This window comes from Microbispora sp. H11081 (genome assembly GCF_012999535.1).
In the GTDB taxonomy this organism is placed as follows: Bacteria; Actinomycetota; Actinomycetes; order Streptosporangiales; family Streptosporangiaceae; genus Microbispora.
In genome coordinates, this window is record NZ_JABBWV010000014.1 from 107,572 (window position 1) to 126,186 (window position 18,615).

General features: G+C 70.8%; 17 protein-coding genes. 4 read left to right on the forward strand and 13 right to left on the reverse strand.

All coding sequences use genetic code 11. The features are described 5' to 3' along the window. Positions 1-94 precede the first annotated feature (94 nt). Together HHX31_RS27545 and HHX31_RS27550 are read right to left on the reverse strand one after the other, a co-directional pair. Positions 95-1,747: a right-handed parallel beta-helix repeat-containing protein gene (locus tag HHX31_RS27545; protein ID WP_169951623.1), complete on the reverse strand. Its 1,653-nt coding sequence runs from the start codon at positions 1,745-1,747 to the stop codon at positions 95-97. A gap of 70 nt (positions 1,748-1,817) precedes the next feature. Next, positions 1,818-3,086 carry an O-antigen ligase gene (locus HHX31_RS27550; protein WP_169951625.1) on the reverse strand — a complete coding sequence of 423 codons (1,269 nt, stop codon included), beginning with the start codon at positions 3,084-3,086 and terminating at the stop codon, positions 1,818-1,820. Between the two features lie 153 nt (positions 3,087-3,239). Here HHX31_RS27550 and HHX31_RS27555 point away from each other — a divergent pair, with 153 nt between their 5' ends. Then, the gene (locus HHX31_RS27555) at positions 3,240-4,076 is read left to right on the forward strand and encodes a sulfotransferase (RefSeq protein WP_169951627.1); all 837 of its coding nucleotides are present in this window, start codon (positions 3,240-3,242) and stop codon (positions 4,074-4,076) included. An 18-nt stretch (positions 4,077-4,094) separates the two neighbouring features. Here the strand turns inward: HHX31_RS27555 and HHX31_RS35835 are convergent, their stop codons facing one another. From HHX31_RS35835 to HHX31_RS27575, 4 genes are read right to left on the reverse strand one after another with little or no spacing between them, the layout of a single operon-like run. Next, complete coding sequence (locus HHX31_RS35835) at positions 4,095-5,030, reverse strand: phosphotransferase (protein ID WP_169951629.1); 936 nt, start codon at positions 5,028-5,030, stop codon at positions 4,095-4,097. Next, positions 5,027-6,034: a hypothetical protein gene (locus HHX31_RS27565; protein ID WP_169951630.1), complete on the reverse strand. Its 1,008-nt coding sequence runs from the start codon at positions 6,032-6,034 to the stop codon at positions 5,027-5,029. Before HHX31_RS27565 ends, HHX31_RS35835 begins: the two co-directional genes overlap by 4 nt. Then, the gene (locus HHX31_RS27570; RefSeq protein ID WP_211590403.1) at positions 6,009-7,280 is read right to left on the reverse strand and encodes a hypothetical protein; all 1,272 of its coding nucleotides are present in this window, start codon (positions 7,278-7,280) and stop codon (positions 6,009-6,011) included. The genes HHX31_RS27565 and HHX31_RS27570 overlap by 26 nt, the downstream gene beginning before the upstream one ends. Beyond that, the gene (locus HHX31_RS27575; protein WP_211590404.1) at positions 7,253-8,350 is read right to left on the reverse strand and encodes a DUF1972 domain-containing protein; all 1,098 of its coding nucleotides are present in this window, start codon (positions 8,348-8,350) and stop codon (positions 7,253-7,255) included. The genes HHX31_RS27570 and HHX31_RS27575 overlap by 28 nt, the downstream gene beginning before the upstream one ends. Positions 8,351-8,487: 137 nt before the next feature. Here HHX31_RS27575 and HHX31_RS27580 point away from each other — a divergent pair, with 137 nt between their 5' ends. Next, entirely contained in the window at positions 8,488-9,543 is a 1,056-nt protein-coding gene (locus tag HHX31_RS27580) for a glycosyltransferase family 4 protein (protein ID WP_169951635.1), read from the forward strand. Between the two features lie 39 nt (positions 9,544-9,582). After that, positions 9,583-10,758 carry a hypothetical protein gene (locus tag HHX31_RS27585; protein WP_169951637.1) on the forward strand — a complete coding sequence of 392 codons (1,176 nt, stop codon included), beginning with the start codon at positions 9,583-9,585 and terminating at the stop codon, positions 10,756-10,758. A gap of 15 nt (positions 10,759-10,773) precedes the next feature. Here HHX31_RS27585 and rfbD read toward each other — a convergent pair whose 3' ends face one another. From rfbD to HHX31_RS27605, 4 genes are read right to left on the reverse strand one after another with little or no spacing between them, the layout of a single operon-like run. Beyond that, complete coding sequence (gene rfbD / locus HHX31_RS27590; protein WP_169951638.1) at positions 10,774-11,610, reverse strand: dTDP-4-dehydrorhamnose reductase; 837 nt, start codon at positions 11,608-11,610, stop codon at positions 10,774-10,776. Then, on the reverse strand, positions 11,610-12,578 hold the full coding sequence (rfbB, locus tag HHX31_RS27595; protein ID WP_169951640.1) for a dTDP-glucose 4,6-dehydratase: 969 nt from the start codon (positions 12,576-12,578) through the stop codon (positions 11,610-11,612). The genes rfbD and rfbB overlap by 1 nt, the downstream gene beginning before the upstream one ends. Continuing rightward, complete coding sequence (locus tag HHX31_RS27600; RefSeq protein WP_169951641.1) at positions 12,575-13,642, reverse strand: glucose-1-phosphate thymidylyltransferase; 1,068 nt, start codon at positions 13,640-13,642, stop codon at positions 12,575-12,577. The genes rfbB and HHX31_RS27600 overlap by 4 nt, the downstream gene beginning before the upstream one ends. Before the next feature lie 52 nt (positions 13,643-13,694). Further along, positions 13,695-15,065, reverse strand: coding sequence for a sugar transferase (locus tag HHX31_RS27605; RefSeq protein ID WP_311932273.1), 1,371 nt, complete (start codon positions 15,063-15,065; stop codon positions 13,695-13,697). A 434-nt stretch (positions 15,066-15,499) separates the two neighbouring features. Between HHX31_RS27605 and HHX31_RS27610 the strand changes: the two genes are divergently transcribed. Next, positions 15,500-16,456, forward strand: a complete 957-nt coding sequence (locus tag HHX31_RS27610) for an LCP family protein (protein WP_211590405.1) — start codon at positions 15,500-15,502, stop codon at positions 16,454-16,456. A 7-nt stretch (positions 16,457-16,463) separates the two neighbouring features. Here the strand turns inward: HHX31_RS27610 and HHX31_RS27615 are convergent, their stop codons facing one another. The 3 genes from HHX31_RS27615 to HHX31_RS27625 all read right to left on the reverse strand — a co-directional run bounded on the left by HHX31_RS27615 (position 16,464) and on the right by HHX31_RS27625 (position 18,543). Next, entirely contained in the window at positions 16,464-16,835 is a 372-nt protein-coding gene (locus tag HHX31_RS27615; protein WP_169951646.1) for a hypothetical protein, read from the reverse strand. A gap of 133 nt (positions 16,836-16,968) precedes the next feature. After that, positions 16,969-17,583 carry a GntR family transcriptional regulator gene (locus HHX31_RS27620; protein ID WP_169951647.1) on the reverse strand — a complete coding sequence of 205 codons (615 nt, stop codon included), beginning with the start codon at positions 17,581-17,583 and terminating at the stop codon, positions 16,969-16,971. Between the two features lie 12 nt (positions 17,584-17,595). Beyond that, positions 17,596-18,543, reverse strand: coding sequence for an EamA family transporter (locus HHX31_RS27625; RefSeq protein ID WP_169951649.1), 948 nt, complete (start codon positions 18,541-18,543; stop codon positions 17,596-17,598). Positions 18,544-18,615 lie beyond the last annotated feature (72 nt).

Sequence of the window (18,615 nt, forward strand, 5' to 3'; positions counted from 1 at the left end):
TATGGGCTGCGTTACGAAATAGATCGTAATGGAACGATCTAATGACGACCGTCGATTTATTACCCGATTGATTCCAATGCGATCACACTTAGGTCTAGTAAGGGGCACCGGCCACATTGCGCGCGCCCGCCTGCGCGCCGAGCCAGCCCGCGACGTCCGAGGGCAGTGCCGCACCAGCAGAAAGACCGGATTGGGCGTTTTCTGCCGGAATCTCCCGACCGTTACGTTCTATTTGCGCCTGAATTCCGGTCAGGCTCGTATAGGTACCGCCACCCCGCGACCGATCAACCCACTTGATGAGCGACTCGCGCTTCTCTCCCATGCGGATATAGACGTTGTAGTCCAGCGTGGCCATCTGCGCGGCCGTGCGCCTGCCGGTCAGGTCCTGCACCGAGATCTGCGGCCCGGCACCGCCCCCCTGGAGCACGTTGTTGCGCACCTCGACCCCGGAGACGTTCCACGGCATGTTCTGGTCGGCCTGCTCCCGCGCGCCGTCGATGATGTTGATCTGTGACTCGCCGTTGCGCAGCGCCGTGTTGTTCCACAGGCGGACGTCGCTCGACTCGTTGACGTACAACCCGTTCCTGCCGTTGTCGGCCGCGAAGTTCCCCACGAGGAGCGCGCGCGCCGAGATCTCGTAGTCGATGCCGTGCCCCGTGTTCTCCCAGGCGAGGTTGCGGGCGATCACGGCGTCGGACACCGACTCGTCGAGCCACAGACCCGGCCCGCGGTTGCGCTGGGAACGGTTGCCGATCACCTGGATCGCCGACGACGTCGTGATCTTCATGCCGCCGGAGACGGGCGCCTGCTCGAAGCGTTCCCAGTTGTTGCCCTCCATCAGGTTGCCGGTCACGACCGCCCCCTGGGTGCGGTGCCCGTGCAGCCCGAGCTGGCCGTTGCGCACGAAGGCGTTGTGCCGCACCGTGATCCGTGCGCCCTTGATGCTGAGCCCGGCGAGCGCCGTGTCGGCGAAGACGTCGTTCTCGAACCGCAGGTCGTCGGCGAACCCCTTCACCGCGGCGACCCGCTTGATCGGCGTCGCGTACCGGCGGAAGCCGATGCCGAGGACCGCCGAGCCGTGCGCCGTGTTGAGGTAGAGCGCCTCCGTCAGCGTCGTCGCCCGCACGTCGTGCCCGGCGGGATCGGAGCCGAGATAGAGCGTGCCGCGGTTGTAGTCGACCGCGAACGTGCCCGGCACCACCTGGTCCCTGCCCGCCACCTGCCGCTGCTGCCGCCCGTCCACGAAGACCTGGTCGGGCCAGTTCGCCACCGGGTTGTCCGCGCCCACCATGTGCCAGGCGGGGCCGCCGCCCGCCGTCGGGTCGGTGTTGTCGAATCGGACGGTCCAGCCGTCCCTGCGCCAGATCGACCCGTCCCTGACCCAGCCGGTCACGGATTCCGTGCCGTCGAACCACACGGCCTCGCGGGGGTACGCCTGAATGGTGAGGCGCTTGCCGTACACCTCGACCGACTCGTGGTAGACGCCGCCGCGCAGCACGATGGTCGCGCCGGCGGGGGCCGCCTTCACGGCGCGGCCCACGGTGCGCCAGGGCGTCGTGCCGCTGCCGTTCGCGGCGTCGTCTCCCTGGGGGGAGACGAAGAAGGCCCCGGCGGGCACGGGGTAGGCCGCCGTGCCGATGGGCAGCGGGCCCGCCGTACGCCAGCCCTCCACCGCCGCTGCCGCCGGCAGCGTGGCCACGGCCCCGGCCGCGGTGACGAGCGATACCACTACGGCGACGACTCTCATGCGGCGCCCCTCCCCTCGTGGTTCACCAAACACCAACTCCACTACCGCGGCAAGGAAAACGACAAGACCGCTATGGCGCCTTGGCCCGCTCCGTCGCGGCCGGCGCCCGGCGGGCCCGGTAGCCGGAGTGGTCCATCATGATCACGGTCCAGGCGATGACCATGAACAACCACACCGACGCGACGTTCGCGGGGGCGGCGGACATCTCCGCCGTCAGTCCGTCCACCGCGAAGAACAGCACCAGGCCGACCAGCAGCGCCGCGTCGGCGCGCCGCGCCGGCAACCTGCTCAGCCCGACGTTGACGGTGGCGAGGACGATCAGCAGCGTGCAGAACAGGGTCACCCCGACCGCGCCGCCCTCGACGAGGGCGTTGACGAACGCGTTGTGGCCGCCGCCGAGGCCGATCTCGTCGAGGAAGAGGCCGCGCGCGGCCGACAGCCCGTTTCCGAAGATCGGCTGGTCCGCGAAGGCGTCCAGCGCGAGCGTCCACAGGTCGGTGCGCGAGTTCAGCGTCTCCAGTTGCTCGACGCTCTCTCCTCGGGTGGCGAAGGAGAGCAGGCTGTCGGTGAACAGCAGCCCGACCACGATCGCGGACGGCACCCCGATCATCAGCAGTTCCGCGCGGCCCCTCGCGCCCCTGGCGATCACCACCAGCGCGAGGACCCCCGCCGCGCAGGCGCCCGCCGCGCCCCGCGTTCCCGTCGCGATCAGCGCCGCCGCCAGGACGAGGATCGTCACCAGGTACGCCGAGAGCGGCCAGCGGCGCGGCAGCCCGCCCGGCAGCGCGAAGGCCACGGTCAGCAGCAACGCGATGCCGAGGAAGATGCCGGCCGAGACGGGATGGACGTACAGCCAGTTGAACCGGTCGACGGTCAACGGGGTGCGCTGGAGCGGCATGGCCAGCCCGAACCCCACCGAGCACAGAACGAGGACGACGAAGGCATGCGCGAGCCGGTACAGGTCGTCGCGCTCGGCCCGCGTGGCAACGACGTGGCAGACCGCCGCGGTGATCATCATCTGTACGCCCCGGACCAGGGCGAACTGGGCGAACGGCGACCACAGCGCCGACAACAGGGAGTAGCTCGCGAAGGCCCAGCCCAGCAGCAACGGCGCGGGCGCCCGTCTGCGCGGCGGTCTGATGCCGAACCGCCGGTAGAGGTAGAGGGCGACCACCCCGTAGAGACCGATCTCCAGCAGGATGACCGCGTCCACGCCGCCCGAGATGGCCTGGTTCCCGCTGCGGGAGCGGAGTTTGTACTCGCTGGCCAGAATGAGCGTGAGGGGGAGCACCACGGGCCACCACTCCGACCGGAGCCGGCGGCGGCGCGCCTTCGACATTCGCTCTCCTCGTACTGGACACGAGCGCACTGGCCTCGACCAGAATACTTGTGAACACCGTACCGAACGAGGGAATCGCGACATATGGGTGCACGGGAGATGTTACCGGAATCCGTTCTCGATATAGGACGTAAAGCATTCCGGGCGTACGGAATGGCGACGGCGCGAACACGACCCGACCCCGACTTCCTGCTCATCGGCGCCAAACGCGGCGGTTCGACCTCGCTGTACTACGCGCTACTCGAGCACCCGCGAGTCATCCCTCTCTTCCCGTCGGCGGACCTGCTGCCGAAAGCCAACCATACGAAGGGCATTCACTTCTTCGACAGCAATTACGACAAGGGCCTGCGCTGGTACCGGTCCCACCTCCCGAGCAGAGCCGCCCGTACGCGCGCGGCCCGGCGCGCCGGCGGTCCGGTGATCACGGGCGAGGGGTCTCCCTACTACCTCCATCACCCCCTGGCCGCCCGGCGCGCCCACCAGGACGTCCCCGGCGCGCGCATCCTGCTGATCCTGCGCGACCCGGTCGAGCGCACGTTCTCGCACTACCGCGAGCGGGTCAGGGCCGGCGCCGAGTCGCTCTCCTTCGAGGAGGCGCTGGAGGCCGAGGCCGAGCGGACCGGAGGCGAGGAGCAGCGGATCATCGCGGATCCCTCGTATCGCAGCTACGCCCACGAACAGCAGTCGTACGTCGCGCAGAGCGAGTACGCCGGGGCGTTGCGCCGCTGGCTCGATCTGTATCCCGCGGACCGCGTCCACGTGGTCACGAGCGAGGAGTTCTACCGGGACCAGCAGCGTGTCTGCGACGAGATCGCGGCGTTCCTCGGCCTGCCCTCCGCGCCGCTGCCCGGCGCCGGGAAAGTGTGGAACCCGGCGCCGAAGGCCGAACTGGCGCCCGCGGTGAGGAAGAGGCTCACCGACCACTTCGCCCCGCACAACGAGGCCCTCGAGAAGCTGCTCGGCCGGAGTTTCCCCGACTGGGCCGCCTGAGGCCGTGGCGAGGGCTCCCTAATCCCGCGCGGCTCCCAGCAGCTTCAGCGCGGACAGCAGCCGCCGGGTCAGCTCATGGTCGTCCTGTCCCCGGCGGCTGACCCGATCGTGCCAGTATCCCGCGGCCTCGGTGTAGGAGTCCCCCGGACGCGAAGGCGGGCCGCCGCCGTACACGGCGATCCGGGTGGCGAGGAAGTACACCTCGTCGGCGTGCGGCGGGCCGTACCCGGCGTCCTCCCAGTCGATGAGCCAGGGCACCCGCCCCCGGGTGAGCCGGAGATTCCACGGCGTGAGGTCCCCGTGCATCGGCGCCCAGTGCGAGGGGACGTCGTCCGGCCGCGTCAGGCCCCTGCCCAGAGCCTCGCTGATCCCGCTCGCCAGGCCCGAGACCGCGACGCCGGGCACGGGCCGGGCGGGCACCGGTTCCATGGGTGACAGCAGCAGCCACCAGAGCGAGCCGGCCGATCCCGTCCCCAGCACGCGGGGGACGCGGAAGCCGAGCCCGGTGTCCCCGCCCGGCTCACCGGCCGGACCCGTGGTGAACGCCGCCAGTGCCGCCGACTCCCTGGTCAGCTCCGCCGGTGACTCGCGCACCTTGAGGAAGCCCAGGGGCCGCCCCCCGCGCAAGAGCAGCAGCGCGGCGCCGCCGGCCCGCGACGCCTGGGGACGCAGATAACCCGCCATCCCGTCGAAGGGACCCGTGAGCGCCGTGACCTGGGCCGAGACCTGCGACCAGCTCTCCTCGTCGAGCGGCGGCCGCCAGGTCGTGCGCCTGCCGGGAAGCACCCACGGGCCGAGCGCCCCGACCGCCACGTGCAGCGCCCGTTGCATCGCGAGCGGCACCGGCTTCGACAGCGTCACGAGCGACAGCCCTGCCCGGGCGGAGCGGCGGTCACCGGTGGGGATCAGGATGTTGCCGCGGCCGGGGGGAAACGCCAGGTGCCGTCCGTTCACGATGCCAGGCCTGCTCCCCGGCGTCGTCGCGCCCTGAGGAGCACGCCCGCCAGAAGCACGACGGCGAGCCCGCCACCGCCACCCGCGGCCCACATCCAGCGCGGCGCCCTGGGCGACGCCCACGGGGGTTCCGCGCGCAACTCCTCCGGCAGGTCGAGACGGTGGACGGGGGTCGAAGGCTGCTCCGACGAGATGAGCAGCGCGGAACCGTCCGCCGAGAGCGCCAGCCCCTCGCCCTGAGGCTGCTGGGGCAGGTCGATGACCCAGCTCACCTGCCCGCCGGGCTTGTCCCACACGCGGATCTTGTTGTAGCCGCGGAGGACGACGGCGCCCTTCGCCGTGATGAGCCCGTCACTCACCACCTGCGGGATCTTCGCGACGTGGGTGAGCGGGTTCGTGCCCTCGGCGGAAAGCGCGAGCGGGGCGGAGTACAGGTCGCCGCCCTGGTCGCTCTTGGTCACCACGTAGAGCTGCCTGGTGTTCGGGTCGACGAGCAGGGCCTCCGCGTCGTGCTGGCCGTCCGGATAGACCAGCCGGTACGTCGTCGAGGGGACCGCCTGGGTGACCAGGGTGTCGGGCTCGGCGAAGCGGTGCACCAGGATGCCGTCCGGCCGGGGCTTCGGGACGCCGCCGATGTCCCCCACGTAGATCCAGGAGGCTCCGTCCTCGTCCACCGCGCCGCCGAGCGCCTCGGTGTCTACGCCGGTGACTCCCGCCAGGGTGACGACCGCCCGGGTGCGCCCGTCGGGACCCGCGGCGAACAACCGGACCGGCCCCTCGCCGTCGTTGACCGTCCACACCACGCCCTCGTGCAACGCGCTGGCGTAGAGCCCGCTGGACTCGTCGATCGCGGGATCGTTCCAGGAGAACGCGGTCTTCCACGCCGACGCGGGAATGGTCCGCGGTTCCTCCTCCGCACCCGATGACAAGCCCGTTGCCGAGCCCGTCCAGGGGACGGCGATGAGGGCGGCGGCGAAGCTAACGATCAGCTTTGACAGCGACATGAGGACCGGTTTCCGATCGGAGGGTGTGCAGGCGGATCACCAGGACGACGGAGGTGGCCACTCCGCCGGTGCCGATGTAGAAGGGGGCGAGGCCGACGAGATCGGGCCGCCACAGGAGCATGACGACCAGTACGGCGAGTCCGACGACCGACTCGATCAGCCGTACGTTGAAGACCAGCCGCGAATGGCGGTACGCGGTGGCGAGCAGGCTCACCGGCATCGTGGCCGCGATGCTGACGCAGTAGGCGCCCCACCCGGCGACCGTCACCGGCTCGATGTCGAACCGGCCTGCCGTGATGAGGTGTTCGAGCGGCCCGGTGAGCAGCACCGCCACGAGCGCGCTGACCGCGGAGACGGCGGTCAGCGTGACCGACGCCGTGAGCGCGAGCCGTGCCCGCAGCGGTTGGCCGGCCTCCCTGAGCCTGACCATGCGCGGCAGCAGGAAGCTGCCGACCCCGTTGATGAGCGTGAGGGTGGGGGCGAGCAGCAGGCGGGCCGCCTCGGTGGCGGCGAGGGCGGTGCTGGAGACGAGGGCCGCGATGGCGACCCTGGCGAGCAGCAGCGTCGTGGGCCGCAGCACCGCCTGGGCCGCCCGCCACCCGGCGAAGACGGCGACGCCGCGCACGTCGGCGCCCCTGAGCGAGGGCAGCGCCAGTTCCTCGCGCGGTGTCCGCAGCAGCACCAGGCAGGTCGACAGCACGCAGCCCGCGGCCATGGCCACGAGCAGCCATTCCAGGGTGATCCCGGCCGTCACGTGCACGACCGCCAGCACGACGCACGTGGTCAGGAGGTGCAGGCCGTCGTTGCCCGCCAGCCGGCCGAACTCCATCCGCGCGGCGAGCAGCCGCCGGCCGGTGTCCTCGGCCAGCCAGACCACCACGAGAAGTCCGAACAGCATCGCCCGGACGCCGGGCAGCGCGCCGAAGACGAGCGCCAGGATCGTTCCCGCGACCGCGCCCAGGGCGAGCGTGCCCAGCAGCGAGACGAACAGGCCCGCCCGCACCCGGGGGTCGAAGCGGTCGAGCACGGTCAGGGAGTCGCCCACCCAGGCCGTGTGCAGGGTCGCCATCACCACGAGCGCCCCGTTGAGCAGGGTGAAGGCCGCGAAGCCGGATGCGCCCAGTTCGCGGGCGGCGACCAGTTGGAGGAGCAGGCTGCCGACCGCCGTGATGACCTGGGCGAGCACGGCGCCGCCGGCCCCGAGGATCCGCCGCACCGCTACCGCTTCGCGAGCAGGTCGCGGCACAGGACCTCGTAGCGGGCGGCCACGTCGTCCCAGGTGTACTCGGTGCGGGCCCGCTCACGGGCGGCGTCGCCCCTGGCCCTTCCCCTCGCCGGGTCGGCCTCCGCGGCCTCGACGGCCGCGGCCAGCGACGCGGGGTCGGCGAAGAACTCGCCGCTCTCGCCGAGCACCTCCCGGTTGAAGTTCACGTCGTAGGCGACCACTGGGGCTCCTGCGCCCATGGCCCGCAGCAGCGACGGGTTCGTGCCGCCGACGGAGTGGCCGTGCAGGTAGGTCGCGGCCCCCGCGTACAGCGCGTCGAGCAGGCGCTGGTCCCAGATTCCCCCGGTCAGCGTCACCCGGGGGTCGGTCTCGGCCAGGCGCTCGATCCCGCGCGTGTACTCCGCGGCGTACGGCGCCGACCCGACGACCACCAGGGGGTAGGTCGCGCCGCTCTTCACGTAGCCCTCGACGATGAGGTCGACGTGGTTCTCCGGCTCGAACCTGGCGACCACGAGGTGGTAGCGGCCGGGCTCGTATCCGGCGGCGCGCAGCACCTCCTCGTCGGTGGTCTCCTGGATCGGGGCGCCGTACGGGATCATGATGCTCGAGGTTTTGTAACGTTCCCGGTAGTAGTCCTGGATGCCCTTGGCGTCCGCGATGATCTCGTCGGACCAGCGCACCGCGAGGCGTTCGGCGAGGAGGTAGTACCTGCGGCCGGCGCCGTTCCACTTCGCGCGTTTCCACTCCAGGCCGTCGACGTGGGTTGCGACGGGGATGCGGGCCGCCCGTACGAGGGGCAGCAACGGCGCGTTGGCGGCGTTGAACACCAGCGCCACGTCGGTGCGCCGCCCGAGCAGGTGTCCGACCGACAGGGCCGTGTGGCTGAGGGTTTCGAGCACCTTGTGCCGGACGGCCGGCAGGTGGACCAGGCGCATTCCCCGGTACTCCCGCGTCCGCTCACCGCCTGAACGGCAGTAGACCCGCACCTCGTGTCCCGCGTCGGCCAGGCGCCGGCCTATCTCCTCCACCGCCGTTTCGAACCCGCCGTATCGAGCGGGGACCCCTCTCGTGCCGATCATCGCGATCCGCAACCGGCCCTCCATAGAGTCATGGCCGCCATCAAGTGTGTGCAAAAATCGTGAGAACCATACATCGGGATGGGGATTACTTGGATAAGGATCGAGTGGTAATCGCACATCCGTCACCAGATTTATATGGCTCTGACCGCATGGTGCTCGAATCGGTAAATTCGGTCATAAATACGCATCATGTCCTTTTTGTCCTACCGGGTGACGGGCCGCTTACCGAACGCCTGCGGGCGGCGGGCGCCGAGATCGCCTTCCTGCCCGTCCCCGTGCTGCGCAAGTCCCTGCTGTCTCCCCGGGGCCTGCTGTCGCTCGCCTGGCGTACGCTCACCGTCCTGCCACGCATGATCGGGCTGCTCCGGCGGACGCGTCCTTCGGTGCTGTACGTGAGCACGATCACGATCCCGCTGTGGATCGTGGCCGGCCGCCTGGCAGGAGTCCGGGTGATCTGTCACGCCCACGAGGCCGAGCAGAACCTCTCCCCGCTGGTACGGCGCCTGCTCACCGCCCCGGTGCGGCTCGCGCACCTGGTCGTGGCCAACAGCGAGGCGTGCCTGCGCACCCTGACCACGGCCGGGGTGCGCCCGGACCGGGTGCGGGTGATCTACAACGGGGTGCCCGACCGCGGTGACTCGACACCGCCGCGGGAGACGCCCGTGGGCAGGCTCGTGCTCGTGGGCAGGCTCTCCCCCCGCAAGGGCAGCGACGTGGCCGTGCGCGCCGCCGCGCTGCTGCGCGAACGCGGCAGGGACGTACGGCTCACGCTCGTCGGCGCGGTCTTCCCCGGCTACGAGTGGTTCGAGGAGGAGCTCAGGTCGATCGCCGGCGAGGAGGTCGAGTTCGCCGGGTTCCACGACATGGTCGCGCCCTTCCTGGCCGACGCCGACATCGTGCTGGTGCCCTCACGCGAGGAGCCGTTCGGCAACGTCGCGGTGGAGGGCATGCTCGCCTGCCGGCCGGTGGTGGCGAGCGAGGTCCAGGGACTCGCCGAGATCGTCAGGCCGGGCGAGACGGGGCTGCTCGTGCCCCCGGGCGATCCCGCCGCGCTGGCGGACGCGATCGACGACCTGCTGGGCGACTGGCCGCGCGCCCTGACGATGGCACGGGCGGGAATGAAGGACGCGGGTGACCGCTTTGCGCTGACGCGTTACCACAAGGAAACGGCTCGTGTCCTTTCCGCGCCGCATACCTCTGCCTAGACTTCGAAAGGGGAACGCGTGGGAGGTAACGGGGAAGTGGTGAGCGAGGAGTCCGCGGAGGTCCTACCCGAAGTCGGACTCCTGGAGGCGGTCTGGCGTTATCGCTGGTCGTCGCTTCTGATCATCATTCTGTCCGGGCTGGCCGCGGCCGGCGCCACGCTGGTGCTCCTCAACGGCGTCTCGGCGACCGCGCGGTTCGCCGTGACCGACCCGCGCAGCACGTCGTTCCTCCGGCAGGGCGTCTCCTCCGACAGCAGCTTCATCGCCTACACCGCCCAGCGGGCGGCGTACGCGCAGTCGGCGAGGGTCCTGGGACGCGCCAAGACGCTCCTGGAGACCCGGTATTCGTACCGGATCGACCTGGAGACCCTGCGCGAGAGCGTCCAGGCGAGCCCGGGATCGAGCGGCGGCATCATCGAGGTGCAGGCCTCGGCGAAGACCGACAGGATCGCCGCGAACATCGCCAACACCGTGGTCGAGGCCTACCAGAGCCTGACCGCGGAGACCGCCAAGGCCGACCAGGCCAAGCTGCTCAAGAGCATCAGGTCCACCGAGCTCCAGATCCGCAACAACCTGAAGAAGGCCGCTTCCGGGAGCGGCCTCGCGGCCTCGCTCACCGAGGCGCTCGTGCAGCTCCAGCTCAAGGAGAGCGACGCCCAGATCGACCTGGCGACGTACGCCGACGGTGTCCGGTTCGTCGACCAGGCGAACCCGCTGCGGATCTCACCGAGCAAGCTGCCGAGGAACTCCGCGATCGGGCTCGCCCTGGGCGTCATCATCGCCGTCGTGATCGCCTTCCTGCGCGCGACCAACCCCATCAGCCGCGTCGCCCGGGCCACCATGGGCACGGGGCGGCGCAAGCGCCCGCGGCGCATCCTGCTCGCCAAGGCCCAGCCGACGCGGCTGACCGCCAAGGCGCTGACCGCCGCGCCCGCGTCCTCCGGCACGTCGTCCTCCGCCACGTCCTCGTCCGGCACGTCCTCTCCCCCGTCTTCCGGAGCCGGCCCGGGTCCGTCCCGTCCGTCGTACAACGGCTCAGGGACGAGCAGGGTGAACGGAGCCAACGGGACAAAGGGAGTGAACGGGACGAACAGCCTGTACGACGAGGACGAGGACGACAGCACCGCGGTCTACGACCGCAACGCGCTGCTCTCCTACAACGTGGACGACGACGAACTGCGGATCATCGACGTCAGCAAGGACAGGCGCAACTAGGCGCGCCGACCACGGTCACGGCCGCAGGGCGGGCCAGGCGGCGTGCAGCGCCTCCCGCCAGTCCCGCATGGCGGGCAGCCCCGCCTCGGCCCACCTCTCGTGGGACAGCACGCTGAACGCCGGACGGCGCGCGGGCCTGGGGAAGGCGGCGCTGGAGACCGGGCGCACCCTGCCCGGGTCGGCGCCGAGCAGCGTGAAGACCTCGCGTGCCAGGCCGCACCAGGTCGTGCGGCCGGCGTTGGTGCCGTGATAGATCCCCGGCGGGGCGGACCCCCTGACCAGCCGGATCACCTGGTCGGCGAGGTCGGCGGTCCAGGTGGGCTGGCCGTGCTGGTCGTCCACCACGTCGACCGTGTCCCTCTCCCCGGCCAGTCTGATCATCGTGCGGACGAAGTTCGGCCCGGCCGCGCCGTACAGCCACGCCGTGCGCACGACGTGGCCGCCGTGCTCAAGCGCCGCGCGCTCCCCCGCCAGCTTGGTCCGCCCGTACGCGTTGAGCGGGGCGGTCGCGGCGTTCTCGGGAACGGGCTCGCGGGCGTCCCCCGGGAACACGTAGTCGGTGGAAATCTGGATGAAGCGGGCGCCGGCCTCGGCTGAGCGGGCGGCGAGCTCGCGGACGGCGTGGCCGTTCACCGCCAGCGCCTCGTCCTCGTGGCGCTCCGCGTCGTCCACGCCCGTCCAGGCCGCGCAGTTCACCACGACGTCCGGGCGGTGGCCCAGCACCCACTCGCGCACCGCCGCGGGATCGCGGATGTCGAGATCCGCCCGTTTCGGCGCGACGACCTCGCCGTCCGCCCGCCGCGCCAGATCGGTGGCGAGCATGCCGCCGCCACCCGTGACAAGCCAGCGCATCAGGCGCTCCCGAGCAGGGGCTTCCACCAGTCGGGATTGCCGGCGTACCAGGCGATGGTGTCCCTGAGCCCGTCGTCGAAGCCGACGGACGGGCGGTAGCCGAGCGCCCGGAGCTTGGCGTCGCTGAGCGAGTAACGCCAGTCGTGGCCCTTCCTGTCGGGCACGTGCTCGACCATGTCCCAGCCGTACCCGAACGCCTCCAGCAGGCGGGCGGTCAGCTCCTTGTTGGCCAGTTCCGCCGTCCCGCCGATGTGGTAGATCTCGCCCGCCGCGCCGCGCTCGGCCACGAGCTGGATGCCCCGGCAGTGGTCCTCGACATGGACCCAGTCCCTGACGTTGCCGCCGTCGCCGTACAACGGGACCCTCTCGCCCCTGAGCAGCCGCGTGACGAAGAACGGCACGAGCTTCTCCGGGTACTGGTAGGGACCGTAGTTGTTCCCGCAGCGCGTGATCATCACCGGCAGGCCGTGGGTGACTCCGTACGCGCGGGCGATGTGGTCGCCGCCCGCCTTGGAAGCCGAGTACGGCGAGCGGGGACGCAGGGGGGCCTCCTCGTCCCAGGAGCCGGTGTCAATCGTGCCGTAGACCTCGTCGGTGGACACGTGCACGACTCTGGACACCCCGGCGTCCAGGCACGCCTGCATGAGCACCTGCGTGCCGAGCACGTTGGTCCGCACGAACTCGGCGGCGCTGTCGATGGAGCGGTCGACGTGCGACTCCGCCGCGAAGTGCACGACGACGTCGTGCCCGGGAACGACCTCCGCGAGCAGCGCGGCGTCGCAGACGTCCCCGCGCACGAAGTCGAACCCCCCGGAGACCGGCTCCAGGTTGGCGGGGTTGCCGGCGTACGTGAGCTTGTCGAGAACGGTGACACGGGCTCCGGCGAAGGACGGGAAGCCGCCGGAGACAAGGGTGCGGACGTAGTGCGAGCCGATGAAGCCGGCCCCGCCCGTGACGAGGACCCTCACGATGAGATCTGCACCTTACTGTGGTCGCCGAGCACGAGCCGATGTGCCCGGGGCGTGTTGGGGGCCGGGGTGACCTCGACGTCGTGGCCTATCAGAGAGGCCTCAACCCGGCGTACGCCGGTGATCGAGGACCGGGACAGCACGATCGAGTACTCTATCTCGCTGTTCACGACGACGCAGTCGGCGCCGATGGAGGTGAACGGGCCCACGTAGGAGTCCGTGACCCGGGCGCCCGCGCCGATGACGACGGGACCGACGATGCGCGACCCGGTCACCAGCGCGCCGTCCTCGATCACTACGCGGCCGATCAGCTCGCTGGACTCGTCGGCCCGGCCGCGGACGGCCGGTTCGAGGCTCTCCAGGACGAGCCTGTTGACCTCCAGCATGTCGGACACGTTGCCGGTGTCCTTCCAGTAGCCGGAGATCACCGTCGACTCCACCCGGTGTCCCTCGTCGATCAGCCACTGGATGGCGTCGGTGATCTCCAGCTCGCCGCGCCGGGACGGCTTGAGCTCGGCCACGGCCCGGTGCACCGCCGGGGTGAACAGGTAGACGCCGACCAGGGCGAGGTCGCTCTTCGGCGCCTCAGGTTTCTCCTCCAGGCCGACCACGCGCCCGCCGGGGCCGATCTCCGCGACCCCGAACTGCCGGGGGTCGGGCACGCGGGTCAGCATGATCTGGGCCGCGGGCCGGTCGGCGGCGAAGCGGTGGACGATCTCGGTGATCCCCCCGACGATGAAGTTGTCCCCGAGATACATGACGAAGTCGTCGTCGCCCAGGTAGTCGGCGGCGATGAGCACGGCGTGGGCGAGCCCGAGCGGGGCCTCCTGCCGCAGGTAGGTCACCTCGAGCCCGAGCCTGCTGCCGTCTCCGACGGCGGCCTCGATCTCGGCGTGGGTGGCGCCCACGACGATGCCGACCTCCCGGATGCCGGCCGCGGCGATCGCCTCCAGGCCGTAGAAGAGCACCGGCTTGTTGGCGACCGGCACGAGCTGCTTCGCCGAGGTGTTCGTGATGGGCCGCAGCCGCGTGCCCGATCCGCCCGCCAGCACGAGCGCCTTCACCCGGGGCTCCTTCCGCCGGCCTTCGCCTCGTCGCCTCGTGGCACTAGCGGCACTAGTAGGCCCCTTCCCCGCCGACGACCGCCGACCATGTCTTCCACAGGATCTGCAGGTCCATGATGAGCGACCAGTTCTCGACGTACCGCAGGTCGAGCCGCACCGATTCCTCCCAGGACAGCTCCGACCTGCCGCTCACCTGCCACAGGCCCGTCATGCCGGGCTTGACCAGCAGGCGCCGCCGCACGTCGTCGCCGTACTGCGCCACCTCCTCAGGCAGCGGCGGGCGGGGACCCACGAGGGACATCTCGCCGCGCAGCACGTTGAAGAGCTGGGTGAGCTCGTCGAGGGAGTAGCGGCGCAGCACCCCTCCGATCGGGGTGACCCGCGGGTCCTTCCGCATCTTGAACAGCACGCCGTTCCCGGCGTCGCGCTGCGTGAGCTCGTGCTTGACGTCCTCGGCGTTCCGCACCATCGTCCGGAACTTGTACAGCACGAACAGCCTGCCGTCCTTGCCGACGCGGGACTGCCGGAACAGGACGGGCCCGCCGCTGGTCACCCTGATCGCCAGGGCGATCGCCAGCAGGGCCGGCAGGATCACGATCAGCATCAGCGCCGCGACCACCCGGTCGAAGACGCTCTTGACGACCTGCTTGGCGCCCCTCAGATCGGGGTGGGCGACGTGGAGCAGCGGCAGCCCGGCGACCGGGCGGATGCTGATCCTCGGCCCCGCCACCTCCATCAGCGCGGAGGCGACGTAGAGCTCGGTGCCCGTCTCCTCCAGCTGCCAGGTCAGGCGGCGCAGCATCGATCCGTCCAGTTCAGGGCAGGACAGCACGGCGACCGTGTCGGCGCCGGCCCGCTCGACCACATCGGCGACGTCGGAGAAGTCGCCCAGGACAGGGAAGCCGTCGAACTGGACCGGCAGGTCCATGTGCTGCTCCGGGGGGACGCACGCCGCGACGATGCGCATGCCGTGGTGGCGCTGCCGGCTCAGCTGCGCGTGCAGTTCCAGCACCGAGGCCCAGTGGCCGACCACGACGACCCGCCGCAGGCACTCGCCGTCGCTGCGCCGCCGGTGCAGCCGCTTGCGCAGCCCGTACCGCAGGAGAAGACAGGACAGGCCCGCGAGCGGGATGGCGGCCATCACGTAGCTGCGGGCGAGGAGGGTCTGGGTGAGATACGCGGAGATCGCGACGATCGAGGCGATGGCGGCCGTCGCGTGGAGGACCTTCCGGTACTCCTCCGCGCCGTCCCCGAGATGACGGGTGTCGTATCCGCCGATCAGGGCGATGCACAACGGCCAGGCGACGATCAGCGCCGCCGCGAGCGCGCTCTCCCACGTCCCGGCCTCGCCGATCAGGGTTCTGACCCCGAGGACTCCGAGGACGGACGCCGCACAGCAGACCACGTCGCCAACCAGCGTCACGCGGATGTGCCGGCGGGGCCAGCCGGCCCGGTCCGTCGATTGCCTCGCGCCGTATAACGCGTCGTCAATGGCAATGTCCATACGCCCTCGCCTCTGCCCACCCTCACTTCTGGAGGAAAGCCCGCCCCGGTTCAGACTGCGTCAGGGAGGTCATGATTGGAACGATCCTAGGGTATGACAGAAGTTACAGGGAAGTTTAACGATACGTCCGCATGCGGCCATAGTCCCGTGGTGGACAAGATGCCCGACAGATGGTTCCGATTTCACTACGTATTGATCCGCCCTGTGTGCCGGGTATGGGGCATTGCGGTAGATGTCTGCTTAGGGATACATCCGCGCAGGACAAGGAACCGAGCATTGGACGCCTCGTGACGACATCCGGGCAGTTACCTCTCACCGCGACCCCGCCGCCGCGGGTGTCACGCCGGCGCAAGGTGCTGATCGTCGTGACCCTCGCGCTCCTCCTCCCACCGGCCGCCCTCTTCGCGGTGCTGATGCAGCGTCAGCACGTGTACGACACCAACCTCCAGCGGGTGCAGCAGGTGTTCCCGGAGGAGTGGGACCGACCGGCCAAAGTCGTCGGGGCCGCCCAGAACTGGCTCGTCGTCGGCGCGGACAAGCGGCCGGGGGAGAGCGGCTTCCAGCGGTCGGACAGCCTCATGATCGCTCACATCCCCGCCGACCGGAAGCGAATCTTCCTGATCGGCATACCTCGTGACTCTTATGTGTCCATCCCGGGTCACGGACGCGACAAGATCAACGCCGCCTACGCGTACGGCGGCCCCCGCCTTCTCATCCAGACGGTGGAGCGACTGGCCAAGGTCCGGATCGACCACTTCGCCGCACTGGATTTCGATGGCTTCATCGACATGAGCAAGGCGCTGGGCGGTGTGGACGTCTATGTGGCCCGTCAGGTTTACGACCCCGCCAACAAAATCACCTGGCCGCAGGGAAACGTCCATCTCGAGGGCGAACGCGCTTTGCTATTCGTACGCCAGCGTTACGGTCTCCCCGGCGGGGATTTCGACCGCATTAAACGGCAGCAAGCGTTCTTAAGGGCGATGGCCCAAAAGGTGGTCAGCAAGGGGATTCTGACCAATCCACTGGCACTGGACAAGTTCCTCCAGGCATTGACGCGTTCCCTGGCGGTCGACTCGGGGGTCGACATGAAGACCCTCAGGGGCCTGGCGCTCGAACTCCGCGACGTACGCGGCGACGACCTGCGGTCGACCACCTACCCCGTCGCGGGCACGGACACGGTCAAGGGGGCGAGCATCGTCCGCCTGGACGCGAAGGCGGGCGCCAAGCTCACCGAGGCCCTGCGGACCGACACGCTGGAGCGCTACTTCGCCGACAACGGCGGGCTGAACGAGTCCACCTTCGTCAGGTGACGCTCCCCTAGTCGTATTCGAGGTCGGGCAGGGGCGACGGCGGCTCCGGGCTGCGCCACACGACGACGTAGTCGGCGCGCGCGCCGGCCACCGCCGTGCTCAGCCGGTCGAGGTCGAAGTCCGGCAGATACCGCAGCCGGGCGAGGAAGTTCGCGTCGGTCGCCGAGTGCGGGACCACGCAGCCCTCTCCGTCGCGGTCCAGCAGGACGATGAAGACGTCGTCCAACTGGCCGGACGGGTCCCGGCGCTCGTGCCCGCCGACCCGGACCTCGACCACGTCCTCCCAGGCGAGGGCCTCGACGCTGCCGTCGGCGTAGTGACGCGTCACGCCTTCTTCGGTGACGTACACATAGGTGTCCGGCACAGGGTTGCCGTGCATGGGCGCGATTGTGACGACTTGAAGCCGCCCCCTGCAAGGGAATCGGCGTCGAAGACGGTCCCTCGCGGGAGATTCCGGGGACCCCGGACACGGCGCCGGCAGGGTGGTGGCAGGCCGGCGGCAGGTGGCGGCCTCAGCCGTGCCGCCACCGCAGATGCTCGCGTACCGCGCGGACCGCCGCGTCCTCGGGTCCCTCCGCGACGGCGCGCAGCAACCCGGCGTGCTCGGCCGCGAGCTCCCTGGGGTCCTCGTACGCGTGCCTGAGCCGGACCAGCCCGAGCCGCGTCTCGGCGGCGAGCGTGGCGTACAACCGCTCAAGGCGCGGGCTGCCCGCGGCGGCGACGAGGGCCTCGTGCAGGGCCATGTGCTCGGCCACGACGGCCGCCCAGGGCGCGCCCCCCGGCAGCCCCTGCAGGCGGCCCAGCGCCTCCTCCGCCGCCGCCACCCGGCGTCCCGCGACGGCCCGCGCCATCAGCTCCTCCAGCGGCCTGCGCACGTACATCAGGTCGTCCAGGTCGGCTGAGGTGATGACGGGGACGTACGCGCTCCGGTTGCGCTCGCGCCGCAGCAGCCCTTCGTGGACGAGCAGCGCCAGCGCCTCCCGCACGGTGGGGCGGGCCACGCCGTAGCGTGCGGACAGTTCCTGCTCGGGCAGCGCGGCCCCCGGCTCGATGTCCCCGGACAGCACCCGCTCGCGCAGCGCGCCGGCGAGCGCCTCGACCGTGGAGACGGGTCTCAGGGTGGTCACGGGCCGAGCCTACTAACCGGTCCCCGCCGCCGCCCTCGCCGTTTCCGTCGCGGGCGCGTGCGACGCCGCCGCCGTACGGGCGGGCAGCGCCACCACGACCAGTCCCAGGGCGAGCAGCACCAGGCCGCCCCACGAGACGGGGGACAGGTGCTCGCGCAGCGCCACGACGCCCAGCAGGGCCGCGACGGCCGGCTCTGCCAGCGCGAGCGTGGCCGCCGTGGCGACGGGCGTGGTGCGCAGGCCCCTGCCGTACAGGAGATAGGCCAGCCCCGTGGTGGCGCAGCCCAGGTAGAGCGCGGTCAGCAGGCCGGACGGCCGCGCCAGCCAGGCAGGTCCCGTCAGCACGAGGACCGGCAGCATGAGCACGGCCGCGCCGCCGAACAGGACGCCCATCACGACCCCCGACTCCATGCCCCTGCCGATGGCCCGGGCCGCGACGACCGCGTAGAAGGCGTACAGGAGCCCGCCGAGCAGGGCGAGCGCGATGCCCGCGGCGTCCGCTCCGCCTGCCCCTCCGCCTCCGCCGGTGACCAGGACCGCGCATCCGGCGACGGCGGCGGCCGTGGCGAGCGCCCAGCGCCCGCTCGGCCGTCCCTGCCCGGCGATCCAGGAGATGAGCCCGGTGAAGACCGGGCCGCTGCCGATGGCCACCACCGTGCCGATCGCCACACCTGTCCTGGCGACCGCCGCGAAGAAGCACAACTGGTAGGCCGCGACCGCGGCGGCCCCCAGGAACAGTGTCCAGCGCGTCGCGGCGTCTGGAACGTTCCCCCGCCCCGCGCGCCGCCGGGCGCGGTGGGCGGTGACCAGCGCCAACGCGCCCAGCATGGCCCCGCCGAGCACGAGACGGGCCGCCGCCAGCGAGACGGAGCCGGCGGTTGCGAGGGCGCCCGCGGTGCCCGCGGTGCCCCACAGGACGGCCGCCGCGACCACCGCGAGCGGGCCAGATCTGGATTCCATGGCTCGATTGTCTGACAACTAGACACACCTCGGCAAGCGCTTTCATCCGCAACGTCGAGACTGTCCCGATAT